Here is a 16,859-nt window from a genome sequence, read left to right as displayed (position 1 = left end):
GTTCAGAATTAACGTGTGGCGCGTTTTCCAATAACCTGTTGCAGGCGCTCGACCGCGCGCTCCGGCTTGCGGCCAACCAGAGCTGAGAAATTACAGGGGCCGTGGCGACTGTCCAGTTGTGCGTTCAGAATGCCATTCCAGCCTGTGCGGCATGCTCCTGTGGAGCCAGGTAGACAGAAAATTGCCGTATGGTTGGCAAGGCCGCCAAAGGCTCTGGACTGTATGGTAGAACTGCCAATTTCCAAAGCGGAGAGGCGCCTGAACTCTTCGCCAAAACCTTCAATGTTCTTGTCCAGAAGGGGTGCAACTGCTTCCGGTGTGCTGTCGCGCTCGCTGAAACCGGTACCACCGGTAATGATGATCACATGAACATCCTGATCCGCGATCCATGACGACATCGCTGCGCGAACCAGATAAACGTCGTCCGGCAGGATGCGCCGCGAGATAAGCTGATGACCGGCCTCCACCACACTATCTTCAAGAAACTGGCCGGAGGAATCTTCATCAAGGCCGCGGGTATCAGAGACCGTAAGAATCGCGATATTGAGAGGCTTGAGGTCGTTCGTGGGTTCAGTGCTCATGGAAAGGTGCTCCGAAAATCACAGGGGAAATTTTGTCTACCAGTATCCCTTTCAGTGGCGGTTAATGGAAGGGAGTAACCCATCAGGGGGAGGCGCCGGGTCTTGCTGATGGGCTTTCGGGCGGCAAGATTGACGTTTATTTGCCCCCTGCACTTGACATTGGCGGTCAAGGTAGCAGATTATCGCTCTTGCCCTACGAACGGTTGTACCCACTCTACTGGCTTTAGTACTTTGCTCCGGATTTCATCTACACCGGTTGCTCCATCTGCCAGCATCTGTTCTGACAATTAATTAAATAATCTGTTCAGGGGCACCCCTGTCATTCCAACTTCCGTTTAATTCCATTCCTGAAAATCTAATAACCTATGAATCTTACTGAACTCAAGCAGAACTCCATGCCCGAATTGCTCAACATTGCGCAAGAGATGGGTCTCGACAACTTGGCACGCTCGCGTAAACAGGATGTTATCTTCACCATACTGAAGAAGCATGCAAAAAGCGGCGAAGACATTTACGGCGATGGCGTACTGGAGATTCTGCAGGACGGCTTCGGCTTCCTCCGGTCTGCCGACGCTTCCTACCTGGCGGGACCAGACGACATTTACGTCTCTCCGAGCCAGATCCGTCGCTTCAACCTGCGCACCGGCGATACCGTTGCTGGCAAGATCCGCCCGCCGAAAGACGGTGAGCGTTATTTTGCCCTGTTGAAAGTTAGCGAAATTAACTTCGACAAACCGGATAACGCCCGCAACAAAATCCTGTTTGAAAACCTGACGCCGCTGTTTCCCGATGAGCGCATGCAGCTGGAAGCGGGTAACGGCAGCACCGAGGATCTTTCATCCCGGGTACTGGATCTTGTGGCCCCGATTGGTAAAGGTCAGCGTGGCCTGATTGTGTCGCCACCCAAGGCCGGTAAAACCCTGCTGATGCAGAGCATTGCCCAGTCGATCACGCGCAACCATCCTGAATGCCATGTCATGGTTCTTCTGATTGACGAGCGCCCGGAAGAAGTTACTGAAATGCAGCGCACGGTGCGCGGCGAAGTGATTGCTTCAACCTTTGATGAGCCACCTGCACGTCACGTTCAGGTAGCGGAAATGGTGATCGAGAAAGCCAAGCGCCTGGTTGAGCACAAAAAAGACGTGATCATCCTGCTGGATTCCATCACGCGTCTGGCCCGCGCCTACAACACGGTGATTCCTTCCTCTGGCAAGGTGTTGACCGGTGGTGTGGACGCCCACGCTCTGGAAAAGCCCAAGCGGTTCTTCGGTGCAGCCCGTAATGTAGAGGAAGGCGGTAGCCTGACGATTCTTGCGACGGCTCTGGTGAACACGGGTTCCAAAATGGACGAAGTGATCTACGAGGAGTTCAAGGGCACGGGTAACATGGAAATTCACCTGGATCGCAAGATTGCAGAGAAACGTGTTTACCCCGCTATCAATATTCGCAGTTCCGGCACGCGCCGTGAAGATCTGCTGATGAGCGAAGCGGATATCCAGCGTGTATGGATTCTGCGCAAGCTGCTGCACTCCATGGACGACGATACCGCCGCCATCGAGTTCTTGCTGGACAAGCTGAAAGACACCAAGACCAACGACGAGTTCTTCCAGTCAATGAAGCGCCGTTAAGGCTGGTCATACTAAGTACGCGCGCGTTTCCCCGGTTAGATTGAGCTCAGATCTGTTCTGACTTGTAGTTGACTGGTGATCAGATGAACGCGGTGAGGGCCTGATTTTCCAGACTGAGTCTTGCCATGGAAGGCAAGACCAAGCCCCCAGGGATGGGTTTACGGCGTGTCTGGGGAAGCAGGCCCTCATTGCGTTCTGCGTACCGGGCCAGAAGTCCAGAAGCCGATGAACTCCGTAATTAATGGCCAACCGAGAACGGAGCAAGTGATGAAATACAACGACCTGCGGGACTTTATTGACCAGTTGGAGAAACTGGGCGAGCTGAAACGTATCTCAGTTGAAGTAGACCCCCATCTGGAAATGACCGAAATCTGCGACCGCACGCTGCGGGCAGGTGGGCCTGCGTTGTTGTTCGAAAACCCCAAAGGCTACGACATGCCGGTGCTCGCCAACCTCTTTGGTACAACCAGAAGAGTGGCCCTGGGCATGGGGCAGGAAGATGTGACCGCGCTTAGGGACGTTGGCAAACTGCTGGCATATCTCAAAGAACCGGATCCCCCAAAGGGCTTCAAAGACGCTATCGAAAAACTGCCGCTGCTCCGGCAAGTAATGCGTATGAGCCCGAAAGTACTCAGGTCTGCTCCCTGCCAGGAAGTGGTCATCGAAAAAGATATGGTTGATTTGTACCAGATTCCGGTACAGCACTGCTGGCCAGGAGATGCAGGGCCGCTTGTTACTTGGCCGTTGGTGATTACTCGTGGGCCCCATAAAGAACGGCAGAACCTTGGCATTTATCGGCAGCAGGTGATTGGTCGCAACCGGCTGATCATGCGCTGGTTAAGTCATCGCGGCGGTGCGCTGGATTTTCAGGAGTTTCAGAAAGCTAATCCGGGCAAGCCCTATCCGGTAGCAGTAGCTCTTGGCGCAGACCCCGCCACGATTCTTGGCGCCGTAACGCCGGTGCCCGATTCGCTGTCCGAATACGCGTTTGCAGGCTTGCTCCGGGGTAGTCGTACCGAACTGGTGCAGTGTGGCCTCAGTGATTTGCAGGTGCCTGCCAGCGCCGAGATTGTTCTGGAAGGCTTTATTTACCCCGACGATAACGCGCCCGAAGGCCCGTTCGGGGATCACACCGGTTACTACAATGAAGTGGGCGAGTTTCCGGTGTTTACCGTTGAGCGGATCACCCACCGCAAAAATCCGATTTATCACAGCACTTACACCGGCAGGCCGCCCGATGAGCCGGCCATTCTGGGTGTGGCGCTGAACGAAGTCTTCATTCCCATATTGCAGAAGCAGTTCCCCGAAATTGTGGATTTTTACCTGCCGCCGGAAGGCTGTTCATATCGCCTTGCCGTGGTGACTATGAAAAAGCAGTACCCGGGCCATGCCAAGCGGGTGATGATGGGCGTATGGTCTTTTTTGCGCCAGTTCATGTACACGAAGTTCGTGATCGTGACTGATGACGACGTGAATGCCCGCAACTGGGAAGATGTGATATGGGCCATTACGACCCGGATGGATCCCGCCCGCGACACCATGTTGGTAGAGAACACGCCCATTGATTATCTGGATTTTGCCTCGCCTGTGTCTGGCCTGGGTTCCAAGATGGGAATGGACGCCACCAATAAGTGGCCGGGTGAGACAGACCGGGAATGGGGCGAGCCCATTGCCATGACCAGCGCGGTAAAACAGCGGGTAGACGAACTCTGGGATAGCCTGGGGATTGAAACTCCGCCTGCCCGCCCTGACTGATATGGGCAGCGGGCAATGGAGAGTAGGTCTTGAGCCTTCTCGAATTCGCTACACGGCAGACGCCGCCGCAGATTTACTGAGTGCTGCGGCAAGTGCAGGTGTTGCCGTTCCGTTCGCTTGCAAAAATGGCGTGTGCGAGCTCTGCGAGGCGCGACTGATTAGCGGCTCCGCTCTGAACACCCGAAACCAACAGACGATTCCGGTCGGCGCGCGGCTGATGATGTGCAGAACCGCAGCGCTCGACCATCTTGAACTGGAGATAAGTGCCGTTATGGCAGCAGGAAAGAACCAGCCCCGAAAGTTTCAGGCCAATGTCGTGGATGTGCGCTCTATCAACCACGATGTGTATCGGGTGGAGCTTCAGTTGCCACGGCGGCGGGAGCTGTCTTTTCATGCGGGCCAGTATCTGTCGGTCAATCTGCCGGATGCCGAACCCTGCTACTTTTCCATTGCCAGCAGCCCGTCAGAGCAGCACATTGAACTGCATGTCCAGGCCTCTCCGGAATGGGTGTCAGCGCAAAAAGTTATTGATGCGCTGACCTCCGGTGAAACAGTCAACCTGGAGCTGCCCCATGGCAAAGCTTGCCTTGCCAGCACACCGGAAAAACCATTGTTGCTGGTTGCAGCTGGTACCGGCTTTGCGCAGATGAAAAGCCTGGTGGATTATTTGCGCGGTACGTCTTTTGCCCAGCCGGTCAAACTGTTCTGGGGCGTGCGGCGCCATGAGGACATGTATCTCAGGTCCATGGCCCGCCAGTGGGAGGAGGACTGGTCAGTGTTCACATTTCAGCCGGTGGTCGGTGATGATGAGGACAACGACTGGAGCGGACATCATGATCAGCTAGTGCGTGCGGTGCTCGCCTCCGGCATGGACTGGAATAATTTGGAAGTACACGCTAGCGGCTCTCCGGCGATGGTTTATACGCTGATGGATGCCTTGGTGGAAGCCGGGCTGCCGTCTGAAGCGTTCTTTTCCGACGTGCTGGAGTATGCGCCCCGGAATTAAAACGATAAAGGCGTCAGAATGCTCGTTCTGACGCCTTTATCGGTAGGCCTGGTTCTTTCTGCAGAGGGCCCGGAGGCAAGAGCCAGGGCAGACAGCCGGCAATCAGGCTTTGGGCATGGGCAGTTGCGGAAGCCCGTTATCTTTTGCCAGCCCTTGCATCATAAGCTTGATGCTCACTTCTTCATCACCCATATGAGCGCTCAAGCGGCTCAGTTCTGCCAGAGCTTCCCGGCTACGGCGTAACTTCAAACTGGTCTCGAAGTACTCCCGGGCTTTGCCCCATAGCTCATTGCGCAGGCTCAGCCGGCCAAGTGCCAGCAGCAGCTCGGCATTGTTGGGCCGGTCTTTTAACCACTGTTCGGCTGCGAGCAGCTGCTCGTCCGGTTTGCGCCCTTCTATCCGGCCATAAAGATTGACCAGACCGTCGCTCCAGTGGTTATGCAGAACCTTGCGTAGCAGGGTTTCCGTCTGTGCTTCATCGCCAAGATCCGCCAGCAGACGAGCATAGTCACCGATGGTTTTCTCGTCCCGGCGCAGAAAGCCTGGCAGCTCATCCCAAAGTCGGGTGAGAGGTTCCAGTGATACATTCGGATCCTGCTGTTGCTGGCGCCGGCAGTCTTCCGCAGCGCGTTCCAGCAGGTTGTGCCATGCCTGGCGTTCCAGTTCACCCAACTCGGATTCCGGAAGGACACTGCGCTTGCGCAGCTCTGGCAGCAACTTTGACAGTTCACGCCAGTCTTCAAGACGAAGATAAGTGTTTTTCAGCAACTTGAGCACAAAAGGGTGATGCGGAGACTGCTTGCGCAGACGTACCAGCGTCGCCAGAGCCTGTTCCAGCCGGTTGCCGGCAAGCTGCAGTTGCGCTTGGGTAATGCCTACGGCCATATCCGAGCCTGGCGTACTTTCAAATGCCTTGCGCAACAATTCGTCCACGGCTTCGTGGTCGCCGCATTCAAAGGCGGCCTGGGCTGCTGCAAGATAGTTAATAAGTGGTGTGTCTGCGTTGCTGGCAGCCGAGGTCAGCATCTTGCGTGCCCTTGGCCAGTTGCCTTCCGCAAGCGCCAGTAGGCCCTGAGTGGTGCGGCGCCGCGCCCGGCGTTCCTTGCCGCGGGAAACCCAGCTGGCGACCAGCCCGGTACTTTGTCGCATGCGGCGTAACAGACTGATGGACACCACAATCAACGCAACCACGGCAATGAGCAGGGCAAGGCCCACCCAGAAGTTGGTTTCGATCAGGTAGTTGCCCAGGCTGATGCGGATGTAACCCAGGTCGTACTGCAGCCCGAGCGAGAGCCCGGTACCGATTAACAGGGCAAACAGAACGATCAGAAGCAGGCGAATCATGAATCACCGCCTCCGTTGCCTTTGTTGAGCCGGCCTGCGAGTCGTTCTTTGAGCAGGTCCAGGGATTTGCTGATGTCTGGCAGCTCCGGGGCGACGTTACGTGTCGACAGCTCTGCAAGAGTACTGCCCAGCGCGCTTACTTGTGGATTACTCGCGTCGTACCAGTCATCAACGGCCGCTTGCGCTTTGGTAAGCGCGCGCTCATAGAGTGGCTGGTTGCCCCTGAGTACGGCCATTTCAGCTTCTTCCAGCATCAGTTGCAGGTTCAGCCGCGCATAGGCGCTTTGATCCGGTGACAGCAGCGGTTTAACCGATTCATCCAGGCGGCGCACCACAACAACCTGCATCAGTGTGAATTTGAATTTCTGCCAGGCTCTGATCAGAATGCCCGGCTCACCGCCGGCTTCAGGGCCGTCTTCAGCCTGTGAGCCGGTGACAAATCCTGGTGCCTGTTCGTTGATAAGCGCCTGATCGGTGAGCTGGTGAACGCTGTCGATGGCGGCTTCAAGGGTGAGGTAGAGCCCCGTTCTGTCGACACTGGTGATGCCTTTGAGCGCCAGGACTTCCCGTGCCAGCTGCTGGCGTACCGGGTACACACCAATATCGTCAGACTCCGTCAGTACTTCGTCGGCGCTTTCGAGAGCAGAAAGAGCGCCGCGAATATCTTTTTCGATCAGCAGCCGCTGGTTGGCAATGCGGAGCAGATACTCGGCCTCCGCCAGAAGCCAGTCGGTGCGGGTACGATTTCCGGCTTCCAGCAGTTCGCGGGCGTTGTGATCAATCTGCCTCTGCTGGGTAGCAATCAGCTCCCGCTGGGACGTCAGCTTGTCTTCGAGGGATTGCAAACGCTGGCCTTGCTGGCTACCGCGGTCGCCATAAAGACTCTCAAGCTGAGCGGTATCCTGCTGCAGGCTATTCAGTGTCTGCATCGTAGCCTGATGGCCGTTCCATTGCTGCCAGTTCCAGACCGCCAGCGCGGCAACACTGATCAGTGCAATGATGGCGATAACCCAGACCGGCCAGACTTTCTGTCGGGTGGGTTGCTCTTTAGCAATCGGGGCGGGTAATTGTTTTGTTGTCTCAGTCACGGGCGTCCTTACTTGGCTTTTCCGGAGCCACCGTCCCGGCCTGCCAGTTGTTCTGCGACGGCGGCCACGATGTCATTATCGGCAAGGCTTCCTGGTATACACGGAGCATTGAATCCCGCAGCGCGAGCCTGGTCTGCAATACGCCGGGCGGGCACAATGACGGGTCTATCGTATAGATTATGGCTGCAATTCGCACTTAGTGCGATGAGATTGTTCAGGGTTTCTCCGGAGAGCGCAATAACGGCATCCGGCGCAAACTGATCCAGAGCTCGGCTGACCTGTGCTGCGGTGTAGTCCGGGCAGAATCTGCGGTACAGGGGCATTGCTGTAACTCTTGCGCCGCGTGCCTCCAGCGTTCTCAGTGTCAGCTCCCGCCCTTCCTCGCCACGGGCCACCAGCACTCGCTCTCCATTGAAATGTGCCAGAGACGGCAGTTTCAGTAACGCTTCACTGGTCCAGCCCTCTTCGGGCTTGCGCGGCCTCAGGCCGTACTCTGCCAGTGCTTTGGCTGTGCCGGCGCCGACGCCATACCAGTTCAGACCGGCGGGAAGCTGGGGCCACCAGGTGTCCAGCTCTTCCAGTAACAGACGGGCTGCATAGGGGCTGACGGCAATAACATGGGAGAATTCATCGAGGCTGAGAATAGTGGTGCGCCGCTCCGGGGTCTCCGGCAGAGGCTCTCTTTCTACCAGCGGAAACACGTGCGTCTCTGCGCCGGCAGCCTGAAACTGCCGGGCCAGCCTTGACGCTTCCGGTTCCGGCCGGCAAATCAGAACGCGCCGGCCGGCCAGACAGGTTGGGTCAGTGCGGAGTGTGGCCATAAATTTCAGCCAACACTTTGTCTGCGCCCAGCGCCAGAAGGTCCTCTGCCAGTTCACGGCCCAGGCGCTCGCCTTCAGCCCGGGGTGCCCGGCCTTCGACGCGAAGGATCAGGGTTCCATCAACGGCGCCAACCAGCCCGCGTAACCACAGGGTGTCGTCGTCTTCCAGCAGTGCGTAGGCCGCGATAGGCACCTGGCAGCCACCTTCAAGGCGACGGTTCAGGGCACGCTCTGCTTTGACGCGGTCAGCAGTGTCCGTGTGGTTCAGCGGTTCCAGCATGGCGCGCAGTTCGTTATCACTGAGCCGGCACTCAATGCCAAGAGCGCCCTGGCCAACGGCTGGCAGGGACACAGTGTCTGGCATGGAGTAACGGATGCGGTCGTGAAAGCCCAGGCGCTTGAGGCCAGAGCTTGCCAGTACGATGGCATCGTAATCACCGGCATCGAGCTTAGCCAGGCGGGTGTTCACGTTGCCCCGCAGAACCCGGATTTTCAGATCTGGCCGGTAGGCGCGAAGCTGTGATTCCCGGCGCAGGCTGGCAGTGCCCACCACCGAACCTTCGGGCAGAGCATCCACGTTGTCGTAATGGTTGCTGACAAATGCATCTGTCGGGTCTTCCCGCTCACAGATAGCAACCAGCCCCAGTCCTTCGGGAAAGGCCATGGGCACGTCTTTCATGGAATGCACTGCAAGATCCGCACGGCCATCGAGCATGGCTTCTTCCAGCTCTTTTACAAACAGGCCTTTGCCGCCGATTTTGGCCAGAGGAACATCGAGGATCTTGTCCCCTTGGGTTTTGATCTTGACCAGCTCTACAATCACGTTGTCGTGGAGCCGCTCCAGTTCGGCCTTGATGAATTCTGCCTGCCATAGCGCGAGGGCGCTGCTTCGGGTTGCGACACGAAGGGTTCGTTTGGACATGGTGCTCACTGTCGGTTCTGAAAAATGTTCGCCAAGGTTACCTTGTGGCGACGTAAAAGTCCCGTGGGTAGCCGCTTCACACAGCCCTTCACAGCACAGTTTTTTGCAGTAATCACGTTCATCCGGGCTTGCTATCCCTGCAGCCACTGGCGCACGTTGCTGGCGTGCCGGCGGCTTACCTGGAGCTCGCCGAGATCGTCCCTGAGCAATACTAGGTTGTGGCCCTCTGGGGTGCGTTTCAAAGCCTGAATAAAGCGCACACCTACCAACGTGTTGCGGTGAATCCGGAGTAACTGGCGCGGATAGCTATTTTCCAGTTCTTTCAGTGTGTAATCGGAAACCGCCTCACCACGGGAATGGTGAATGGTCACGTATTTCTGATCCGCCTGACAATAGCGGATCCCGGCTATATCTATCAGCTCGGTACCTCGATGGGTGCGAACCGCCAGTTGCTCGTTTTCTGTTGCATCCCCCCCTGTGCTGTTGCTGGCGTTGTTGCTGGAAAACGCCTGCAGTTGTACCCGGTTAATCCGCCCGGCTCGTGCCAGAGCTTCTGCCAACGCCTGTTTTCGGACAGGCTTGAGCAGGTAAGCGATGGCCTGCACATCAAAAGCCTGAATCGCATAACTGTCGTATGCGGTGCAAAAAATGATGGCCGGAGGGCTGCTGAGTTTGCTCAGACGTGCGGCGACCTCCATGCCGTCAAGGCCTGGCATACGTATGTCCAGCAGCAGAATGTCCGGTTGCAGTTCGGCAACCTGGGCAAGGGCTGAGTCGCCATCACCGGCTTCGCCGCAAACCTCGTATTCCGGCAAGCCCTCAGCTAGCCGCCGGAGGCGTTCCCGGGCCAGAGGCTCGTCGTCGGCTATCAGAATTTTCTGTTTTGTCATGGTTGTTGTGTGGTTTTTGGCAGTCTCAAGGTCACCGTGTAAACGTCGCCCTGATGGCTGTGTTTCAGAACTGCAGGCTCTCCGAACAGTGCCTGCAGTCGTGCTTGTATGTTGCTCAGGGCCATGCGGTTGCCGCTGTGCAGACTCCCGTTGCCTTCCGGTTTGGGGTTTTGCACAAGCAGGTACACAAAATTACCGCGTGCTTCCGCCTCGATGCGCACGGTACCACCCTCCGGGCGGGGCTGTATGCCATGATAAACCGCGTTTTCTACCAGCGGCTGCAGGGTTAGCGGTGGTATGGCCTGGCGGTCCAGTCCATCGGCAATATGCCATTCCAGTTTCAGGCGCGGACCAAGGCGCAGGGATTCAATGGCGAGATAGCGCTGGCACAAATCCAGCTCCTTTGACAGCGGGATGAGCTGGTCGCCGGTTCGCAGGCTGGCGCGAAAGAGCTCGGAAAGATCGAGAACGGCTTCTTCGGCCTGCTCGGGATCAGAGGCAATGAGGCTGGCGATGGTATTCATGCTGTTAAACAGGAAGTGCGGCTGTATGCGTGCCTGCAGCGCTGCCAGGTGAGCCTGCATTTCTGCTTCCCGTTGTTGCTGCCACTGGTGCTGCAGATAAAAATAGCGCAATACCATCAGCACAATCAGCAGCGCCAGTAGCAGCTTTTTGGCAATGGCCTGCCAGTCAATGATGCCCGATTGCGGGTGTAGAACATTGTCGGCAAACAGGCTGAACGCGAGCACGTCCAGCAGCACGATAGCTGCGATCGCAAGGGTGGCACGGGGCACCGATATTCTCGCCAGTCTTTGGCGAAGCAGGCAGATCAGCGCAGCACTGGTGAGAGTGGTCCATTGTACGAACAACGACAGTAGCGCGAAATAATTCCAGTCAATCCAGCCGTCGCTGGCCTGGACAATAGCCAGCACCAGCACCAGCAGTTCGCTGGTGATCAGCAGCATGAATACGGACCGCACCCGGCAAAGATCCGGTACGAAGAACTCCTGTGTGATGACCGCTTTGTCCCCGTGCAGGGGAGTCTCTTTTGTACGGGTCAGAATGCTATACTCCCGCTACCTTCAATGTATCCAGTTCCCGCCAGATAATGCCGGGCTGCCAGCAGGAAAGATAGACCATGACGGATCAGAAAAAACCTGACCAGGCCACAACCTCCGAAAAACCCTGGGGCGGACGCTTTAGCGAACCCACAGATGCTTTTGTGGAACGCTTCACTGCATCCGTAGGGTTTGATCAGCGCCTGTATCACCACGATATCACCGGCTCCATCGCCCACGCGACCATGCTCGCCGAGGTTGGTGTGCTGACAACGGAAGAGCGTGACAGCATTATCGATGGCCTGAACGGGGTGAAGGAAGATATTGAGGCGGGGCGCTTTGAGTGGTCTGTGAGTCTTGAAGACGTACACATGAACATAGAAGCTCAGTTGACCAATCGCATTGGCATCACTGGCAAGAAGCTGCATACCGGCCGTAGCCGTAACGACCAGGTGGCCACGGATATCCGCCTGTACCTGCGGGATGAAATTGATGTGATTGCTGAGGAGCTCCGGCGCCTGCAAGCCGGCCTGTTGGATCTGGCCGAGCGTGAAGCTGATACCATTATGCCTGGTTTTACCCATCTCCAGACGGCGCAGCCGGTCACTTTCGGGCACCACCTTCTGGCCTGGTATGAAATGCTGGTTCGTGATGGCGAGCGCCTGCAGGATTGCCGCAAACGGGTGAACGTAATGCCTCTGGGAGCTGCTGCTCTGGCCGGCACCACCTATCCGATCGATCGGGCCATGACTGCCAGACTGCTGGGTTTTGACCGCCCCTCAGAAAACTCCCTGGATTCCGTCAGCGACCGGGACTTTGCCATTGAATTTTGCAGCTTTGCGGCTTTGCTGATGACGCACATGTCCCGCTTCAGCGAAGAGCTGGTGCTGTGGACTTCAGCGCAGTTTGATTTTATTGATCTGCCGGACCGTTTCTGCACCGGTTCTTCAATCATGCCCCAGAAAAAGAACCCCGATGTGCCTGAGCTTGTCCGGGGCAAAACCGGCCGGGTGACTGGCCACCTGATGTGCTTGCTCACACTGATGAAAAGCCAGCCACTGGCGTATAACAAGGATAATCAGGAAGACAAAGAGCCGCTGTTCGATACGGTTGATACCATCAAAGGGTGCCTGAAAGCCTACGCCGATATGGTTCCGGCTATTCGTGCCAAAGCCGATAACATGCGCGTGGCCGCCAAGCGCGGTTTCTCTACAGCGACCGACCTGGCGGATTATCTGGTCAAGAAAGGCATGCCTTTCCGGGATGCCCATGAAGTTGTGGGTAAAGCGGTAGCTTTCGGTGTGGCGGAAGAGCGAGACCTTTCTGATATGACGCTGGAAGAGCTGGCGCGCTTCTCCGATACCATCGGCGATGATGTGTTTGACGTGCTTACACTGGAGGGCTCGGTTCAGGCCCGTGACCACCTTGGTGGCACCGCACCTGCTCAGGTACGGGCGGCAGTGGCCCGTGCGCGTAAGCTGCTGGGTTGATCCCTTTACCTCAAGCTCTTTACCCCTGAGCTCTTTATCCCAACCCCTGGGGCCTAACCGCCAATCCGTCCGGTGGAGAGGTCTACGGCCACCCAGGTGAGAGTTTGCAGTATCACCTGCCGGTCCAGCCGTTTGGTCAGATCAAACCGCTCTGCGACCGGCAGAAACTGATCCGGCTGTAACCATAGCTCATGGTTTCCGTCACCGGGAACCCGGCAGAGAATCTCGATGTAATCACCCCAAGTGACACTGGCAACCGGCTTTAGCGCCTGGAATTCGAGTATCAGGGCCTGGTTATCCAGAGCTTTGCGGATCTGGCCAACGTATTCATTACTGTCGTGGTCATCTGCTTCAGGGCGAGAAGCGTGGGCGGTATGAACCCGGTTGCGCCCGGATGTTTTTGCGTCGTGACAAAGATCTGCAGCCTGGCCCAGAAGCTGCTCGGGATCCGCAGACGTATCTTTGCCCATAATCAGCAGGCCACCACTGTCTGTGGTTTGCAGTTGACGTCCCTGCCACTCCAAAACAAAGTTGCGGATAAGGCTCAGGGTATCGTCTGCGATTCTCCGGGCCGCAGGTTGTGTGCCGTTCTCGATGAGCACTCGGCCGCCTGTTTTAAGGGAGCGGCCGTTCAGGGTGACGCGGATCTGTTGCTGTTGCGCCGTAAGAATATCCAGTTCAATCGTGAAAGGTGCTCCGGTGCGAGCGCATCTGCGGAACAGGGCCCGAATGCGCCCCTGGCCATTCTGACAGTAAAACAGGGCCTGCTCGGGCGTAATGTCAGTGCATGGTTGTAGTTCAAGTAACCGCTACAGCCCCTCTGTCCAGGTAATCTGGTTGCTGGCTATATCCAGTTCCCATATTCCGAAGCCTGCGGCTCTCTCTGCAAAGCGAAGCAGGCGTGGATCTATGGTGGAATTATCCTGTTGGGTGATCCGGGCGCTAGCGGCTTCATCTGAATCGCGCATGCTGACGCGCATTGAAATGCTTGCGGTGTAGAAAAAACCTTCTTTGTGGCGGAAAGTGACCAGTGCATCCTGGCCGCTCTCGATACGATGCCGGTTTACTGGTGCGAAAGGGTCATCCTCCCTTGATGCCAGAACTCGTTGTACCATAATGCCTTCCAGCTCGCTGGCATCGTATCCGAGTATGGCTTCGGCGTTATTGTCGGCGAACAGCACCTTGCCTTCATCGTCAATACGCAACAGGGTCTGGCGACCGTTACCGGCGGGTGCATCGGCACGATAACGTTGTATGACAAACTCTTTCACTGGGTACGACCTTGGGTTTTCTGGAGCGTAATTCGCTATTATTTTTCTGATGGTTTTGCCACGATGAACTCATCATGCTGATAAATAAACCGGAAATAACCTCTCTCCCGGAGCTGCCTTGACCGCTCATGCCCCACCGATCGCCCTGGATTTTGATGAGGGCATTGACCGCAAAACCCTGCGCCGTCTGCGGGACAGGTTTCTCGTGGTTAATCGCCAGCGCTGGCAGCGAGCGCGCTCCTCGCTTACCTACCGGCAACAGGTAGTACTGGAAATTCTGCCGCTGGTGTTTCACGCCAACCATCCGGCTTTACCCGGCTATCTGGATGTCGATTGTCCCTATGGCCTAAACCATTATCGGCCGGATTCAGCAACTGTGAGTGCTGCACGGCGTCTGACCCGTACCTTCAGCATTCGGGACGAAGGCAGGCGCCGGGCCGATCTGGAAGGGCTGTTTCTGATGGGTAGCCCCGGCACATTGGGGCACTCTGTCGCCAGTGACCTGGATGTCTGGCTGTGTCACCGGGACGACCTTCAGGAACCGGGTATCCGATGCCTGGAGCGCAAGGCAGAGAAGCTGACGGAGTGGGCATCTTCTTTTGGCATCGAACTGCATGTATTCGTGTTCTCTGCCGCCGACTGGCGTGAGGGCCGGCAGCGTGCAGAGGTGAGCGGTGAAAACTGCGGCAGCGCCCAGCACTACCTGCTGCTGGATGAGTTTTATCGCACCGGGATCCACCTTGGTGGGTGCTATCCGCTGTGGTGGCTTATTCCCTCAGAGCAGGAAGGCCGTTATCGGGAATGTGTAAACAAGCTGGTGGATTACCGTTTTATCCGCGGCGACGAATACATCGATTTTGGCGCGGTACCGGGCATACCGGCCAACGAATTTCTCGGCGCGGGTGTGTGGCAGCTCTACAAGGGTATTGATGCGCCCTGGAAATCTATCCTGAAGCTGTTGCTTATCGAATGTTACGCGCAGACGCAGGAGCAGCCGGTTTTGTCTCGGGTTTTCAAGCAGGCGGTATTCAGTGGCATCACAGATGTGGATTTTCTGGACCCGTATGTAATGCTGTACCAGCGGCTGGAGCAGTGGCTGACGGGGGCTGAAGCCGGGGCAAGGCTTGATCTGGTACGTCGCAGTTTGTACATCAAAGCGGGGCTGCCGCTGACCCGCACCGGAGCCGCGGGCGAGCAGGGCGCAGAGCCCTGGAGGGCCCGGCTGCTGAGGGAGCTTGTGGCTGGCTGGGGTTGGCAGGAGAAGCAGATTGAAGCGCTGGATGATCGTCAGCTCTGGCGGGCAGAGGAGGTTTCTTCCCTGCGCCGCGTGGTGGTGTCTGAACTGACTCACAGCTACCGGCTGCTCTCGAAAATGGCCCGGGATCAGGGCGAGCAGTCAGCGATCAGCGCCAATGACATTAACCTGCTCGGCCGCAAGCTCTACGCAGCATTCCAGCGTAAGGCCGGTAAGATTGAACAGATTAACCCGGGGCTGGCACCCTCGCTGGCAGAGGAAAACCTGGCTTTTCATCACCAGTCCGAAGAGGGCGGGAAAGGAAGCGGCTGGCTACTGTACCGTGATCTGGAAAACCCTTCAGATGCTTTCTGGCAGCCCGTTCTCCGGCGCTCCGGAAATCTCGCTGAATTGGTGGCCTGGTGTTATTGCAACGGTTTGCTGACCCGTTCCACTCGTCTCAACGTCCGCTCCGGGCAGGGCGTCGCCTCCGTCAGTGAATTGCGGGAAATGCTGAATGCGCTTTTGGGTTTTGTGCCATTTCCTTTGGGGCCTGCTGAGCGGGAAGCTCTGGCTCGCGGCGTTCGCCCCCTGCGTAACTTGCTTCTGGTCAATGTGGGCGTTGATCCGCAGGCCCATCTTACAGAACGCGGGCTGCACAAACTTAGTGCCTGGCATGATTCACTGGGCTTCAGCGGTGGGCGAGAGAATCTGGTTGTTACCATTGATCAGGTCACGCTTAATAGTTGGCACGAGGTCAGCCTTCAGCACTACGCCTCCGGTGATACTCTGATTCAGTGCCTCAAAAACGTACTTGCATCGGTTGCTCTCGATCCCCGCGCAGTTCCCGGCATTGAGGTACACAGCCACAAGCGTGGTCATGGCAGTGCTATCGCGCGGCGGGTGCAGGAGCTGTTTGCCGATGTATTGCGTCAGTTCTTTGCCGGGGGGGCTGGCCCGCATCCGTTGCGTTATGTTATCGAAATGGACCGCCGGTATTTTCTGCTGGAGTTCAGCGGTACCGAGCCGGGATTCATTGCTCTGGAAAGTCGGGATGCTCTCATGGAGTGTCTGGCCCAGCCTCGGGATGTATATCTGCCCATCATATTTGACCGCCACGCACTTCTGGACGAGCCCGCGTTGCGGGCGGCCTGCCAGGCCAGTGAGCCGGACAGTATTCAGGTGTTTTATACTCTTCGTGGCGAGCGGGCGCAGATCTGGGTGATTGACGAGCGCGGCTCATTGTTCGGTTGGGAGCAGACGGTTCCCCACCGCCGTTATCTTCTGGCACCTCTGCTGCGCTTTCTGGAAAATCTGGTAGAGCGGCGCACCTTGCGCTTCAGCGAGGTGCCTGTGGCGCTGGCCGGTGTGCGGTGTTACGAAGTGGTTGCCAGTAATGGGCTCTGGCGCCCGGAATACCGTCCGCAACTGGATTCCGGAGTTGCTTTGCCGGGGCTTGAGGTGCAAGCCGTGGGTGTTCAGGAAGGTGAAAACCGGGTTCGCTTTGATCTTTACTGTGGTGAGCAGGAGTTCACGGTGCTGCAATACGGTGATCAGCTGATCCCGGCCTTTGCTCACTATATTCATTCACTGCGCCAGAGCGGAGAGCGCTATCCGGTTTATCTTACGGATGTGCATCTGCCCCACGACCTGGATCCGCGGGTTTATCAGCAGGATATACAGACCAGTCAGTACCTCTATTATCGTGCCGCTCTGGAGGATGCCCTGAACCGTGAACTGGCGGCGTTTCGATAGCCCGTCCCCCTCGCCG

14 protein-coding genes are annotated in these 16,859 nt (G+C 57.0%); 5 read left to right on the top strand and 9 right to left on the bottom strand.

The window, feature by feature from the left end:
* Nucleotides 1-8 precede the first annotated feature (8 nt).
* The gene (gene moaB, locus BUA49_RS00610) at nucleotides 9-581 is read right to left on the bottom strand and encodes a molybdenum cofactor biosynthesis protein B (RefSeq protein ID WP_072794875.1); all 573 of its coding nucleotides are present in this window, start codon (nucleotides 579-581) and stop codon (nucleotides 9-11) included.
* Nucleotides 582-946: 365 nt separating this feature from the next.
* Here moaB and rho point away from each other — a divergent pair, with 365 nt between their 5' ends.
* The 3 genes from rho to BUA49_RS00595 all read left to right on the top strand — a co-directional run bounded on the left by rho (nucleotide 947) and on the right by BUA49_RS00595 (nucleotide 4,970).
* A complete protein-coding gene (gene rho / locus BUA49_RS00605) occupies nucleotides 947-2,209 on the top strand; it encodes a transcription termination factor Rho (RefSeq protein WP_072794874.1) in 1,263 nt (420 codons plus the stop codon).
* A 267-nt stretch (nucleotides 2,210-2,476) separates the two neighbouring features.
* Entirely contained in the window at nucleotides 2,477-3,964 is a 1,488-nt protein-coding gene (ubiD, locus tag BUA49_RS00600) for a 4-hydroxy-3-polyprenylbenzoate decarboxylase (RefSeq protein ID WP_072794873.1), read from the top strand.
* A gap of 1 nt (nucleotide 3,965) precedes the next feature.
* Entirely contained in the window at nucleotides 3,966-4,970 is a 1,005-nt protein-coding gene (locus BUA49_RS00595; RefSeq protein WP_072794872.1) for a 2Fe-2S iron-sulfur cluster-binding protein, read from the top strand.
* Between the two features lie 102 nt (nucleotides 4,971-5,072).
* Here BUA49_RS00595 and BUA49_RS00590 read toward each other — a convergent pair whose 3' ends face one another.
* The 6 genes from BUA49_RS00590 to BUA49_RS00565 all read right to left on the bottom strand — a co-directional run bounded on the left by BUA49_RS00590 (nucleotide 5,073) and on the right by BUA49_RS00565 (nucleotide 11,000).
* Nucleotides 5,073-6,314, bottom strand: coding sequence for a heme biosynthesis HemY N-terminal domain-containing protein (locus BUA49_RS00590; protein WP_072794871.1), 1,242 nt, complete (start codon nucleotides 6,312-6,314; stop codon nucleotides 5,073-5,075).
* Nucleotides 6,311-7,402: a uroporphyrinogen-III C-methyltransferase gene (locus BUA49_RS00585; protein WP_072794870.1), complete on the bottom strand. Its 1,092-nt coding sequence runs from the start codon at nucleotides 7,400-7,402 to the stop codon at nucleotides 6,311-6,313. The genes BUA49_RS00590 and BUA49_RS00585 overlap by 4 nt, the downstream gene beginning before the upstream one ends.
* Nucleotides 7,403-7,410: 8 nt before the next feature.
* Complete coding sequence (locus BUA49_RS00580; RefSeq protein ID WP_072794869.1) at nucleotides 7,411-8,223, bottom strand: uroporphyrinogen-III synthase; 813 nt, start codon at nucleotides 8,221-8,223, stop codon at nucleotides 7,411-7,413.
* Complete coding sequence (gene hemC / locus BUA49_RS00575; RefSeq protein WP_072794868.1) at nucleotides 8,204-9,145, bottom strand: hydroxymethylbilane synthase; 942 nt, start codon at nucleotides 9,143-9,145, stop codon at nucleotides 8,204-8,206. The genes BUA49_RS00580 and hemC overlap by 20 nt, the downstream gene beginning before the upstream one ends.
* Nucleotides 9,146-9,276: 131 nt before the next feature.
* Nucleotides 9,277-10,035 carry a LytR/AlgR family response regulator transcription factor gene (locus BUA49_RS00570; RefSeq protein WP_072794867.1) on the bottom strand — a complete coding sequence of 253 codons (759 nt, stop codon included), beginning with the start codon at nucleotides 10,033-10,035 and terminating at the stop codon, nucleotides 9,277-9,279.
* Nucleotides 10,032-11,000, bottom strand: a complete 969-nt coding sequence (locus BUA49_RS00565; protein WP_072794866.1) for a sensor histidine kinase — start codon at nucleotides 10,998-11,000, stop codon at nucleotides 10,032-10,034. The genes BUA49_RS00570 and BUA49_RS00565 overlap by 4 nt, the downstream gene beginning before the upstream one ends.
* A 173-nt stretch (nucleotides 11,001-11,173) precedes the next feature.
* Between BUA49_RS00565 and argH the strand changes: the two genes are divergently transcribed.
* Nucleotides 11,174-12,583, top strand: a complete 1,410-nt coding sequence (gene argH / locus BUA49_RS00560) for an argininosuccinate lyase (protein WP_072794865.1) — start codon at nucleotides 11,174-11,176, stop codon at nucleotides 12,581-12,583.
* 53 nt (nucleotides 12,584-12,636) lie between these two features.
* On the opposite strand, the gene BUA49_RS17880 is transcribed toward argH, so the two are convergent.
* Nucleotides 12,637-13,185 (bottom strand): EAL domain-containing protein, encoded by a 549-nt coding sequence (locus BUA49_RS17880; protein WP_072794864.1) that lies wholly within the window; start codon nucleotides 13,183-13,185, stop codon nucleotides 12,637-12,639.
* A gap of 207 nt (nucleotides 13,186-13,392) precedes the next feature.
* The gene (locus BUA49_RS17875) at nucleotides 13,393-13,854 is read right to left on the bottom strand and encodes a PAS domain-containing protein (RefSeq protein ID WP_072794863.1); all 462 of its coding nucleotides are present in this window, start codon (nucleotides 13,852-13,854) and stop codon (nucleotides 13,393-13,395) included.
* Between the two features lie 118 nt (nucleotides 13,855-13,972).
* On the opposite strand from BUA49_RS17875, the gene BUA49_RS00545 reads away from it, so the two are divergent.
* Nucleotides 13,973-16,843 carry a class I adenylate cyclase gene (locus BUA49_RS00545; RefSeq protein ID WP_072794862.1) on the top strand — a complete coding sequence of 957 codons (2,871 nt, stop codon included), beginning with the start codon at nucleotides 13,973-13,975 and terminating at the stop codon, nucleotides 16,841-16,843.
* The last annotated feature ends 16 nt before the right edge of the window (nucleotides 16,844-16,859 follow it).

The organism is Marinobacter antarcticus, from assembly GCF_900142385.1.
Classification (GTDB): domain Bacteria; phylum Pseudomonadota; class Gammaproteobacteria; order Pseudomonadales; family Oleiphilaceae; genus Marinobacter; species Marinobacter antarcticus.
This window is presented reverse-complemented; position numbering and strand designations above follow the sequence as displayed.

Bases quoted from the DNA above. Each gene is read 5' to 3' on its own strand.
- moaB (WP_072794875.1), bottom strand. From the start codon at position 581: ATGAGCACTGAACCCACGAACGACCTCAAGCCTCTCAATATCGCGATT.
- rho (WP_072794874.1), top strand. From the start codon at position 947: ATGAATCTTACTGAACTCAAGCAGAACTCCATGCCCGAATTGCTCAAC.
- ubiD (WP_072794873.1), top strand. From the start codon at position 2,477: ATGAAATACAACGACCTGCGGGACTTTATTGACCAGTTGGAGAAACTG.
- BUA49_RS00595 (WP_072794872.1), top strand. From the start codon at position 3,966: ATGGGCAGCGGGCAATGGAGAGTAGGTCTTGAGCCTTCTCGAATTCGC.
- BUA49_RS00590 (WP_072794871.1), bottom strand. From the start codon at position 6,314: ATGATTCGCCTGCTTCTGATCGTTCTGTTTGCCCTGTTAATCGGTACC.
- BUA49_RS00580 (WP_072794869.1), bottom strand. From the start codon at position 8,223: ATGGCCACACTCCGCACTGACCCAACCTGTCTGGCCGGCCGGCGCGTT.
- hemC (WP_072794868.1), bottom strand. From the start codon at position 9,145: ATGTCCAAACGAACCCTTCGTGTCGCAACCCGAAGCAGCGCCCTCGCG.
- BUA49_RS00570 (WP_072794867.1), bottom strand. From the start codon at position 10,035: ATGACAAAACAGAAAATTCTGATAGCCGACGACGAGCCTCTGGCCCGG.
- BUA49_RS00565 (WP_072794866.1), bottom strand. From the start codon at position 11,000: ATGCTGCTGATCACCAGCGAACTGCTGGTGCTGGTGCTGGCTATTGTC.
- argH (WP_072794865.1), top strand. From the start codon at position 11,174: ATGACGGATCAGAAAAAACCTGACCAGGCCACAACCTCCGAAAAACCC.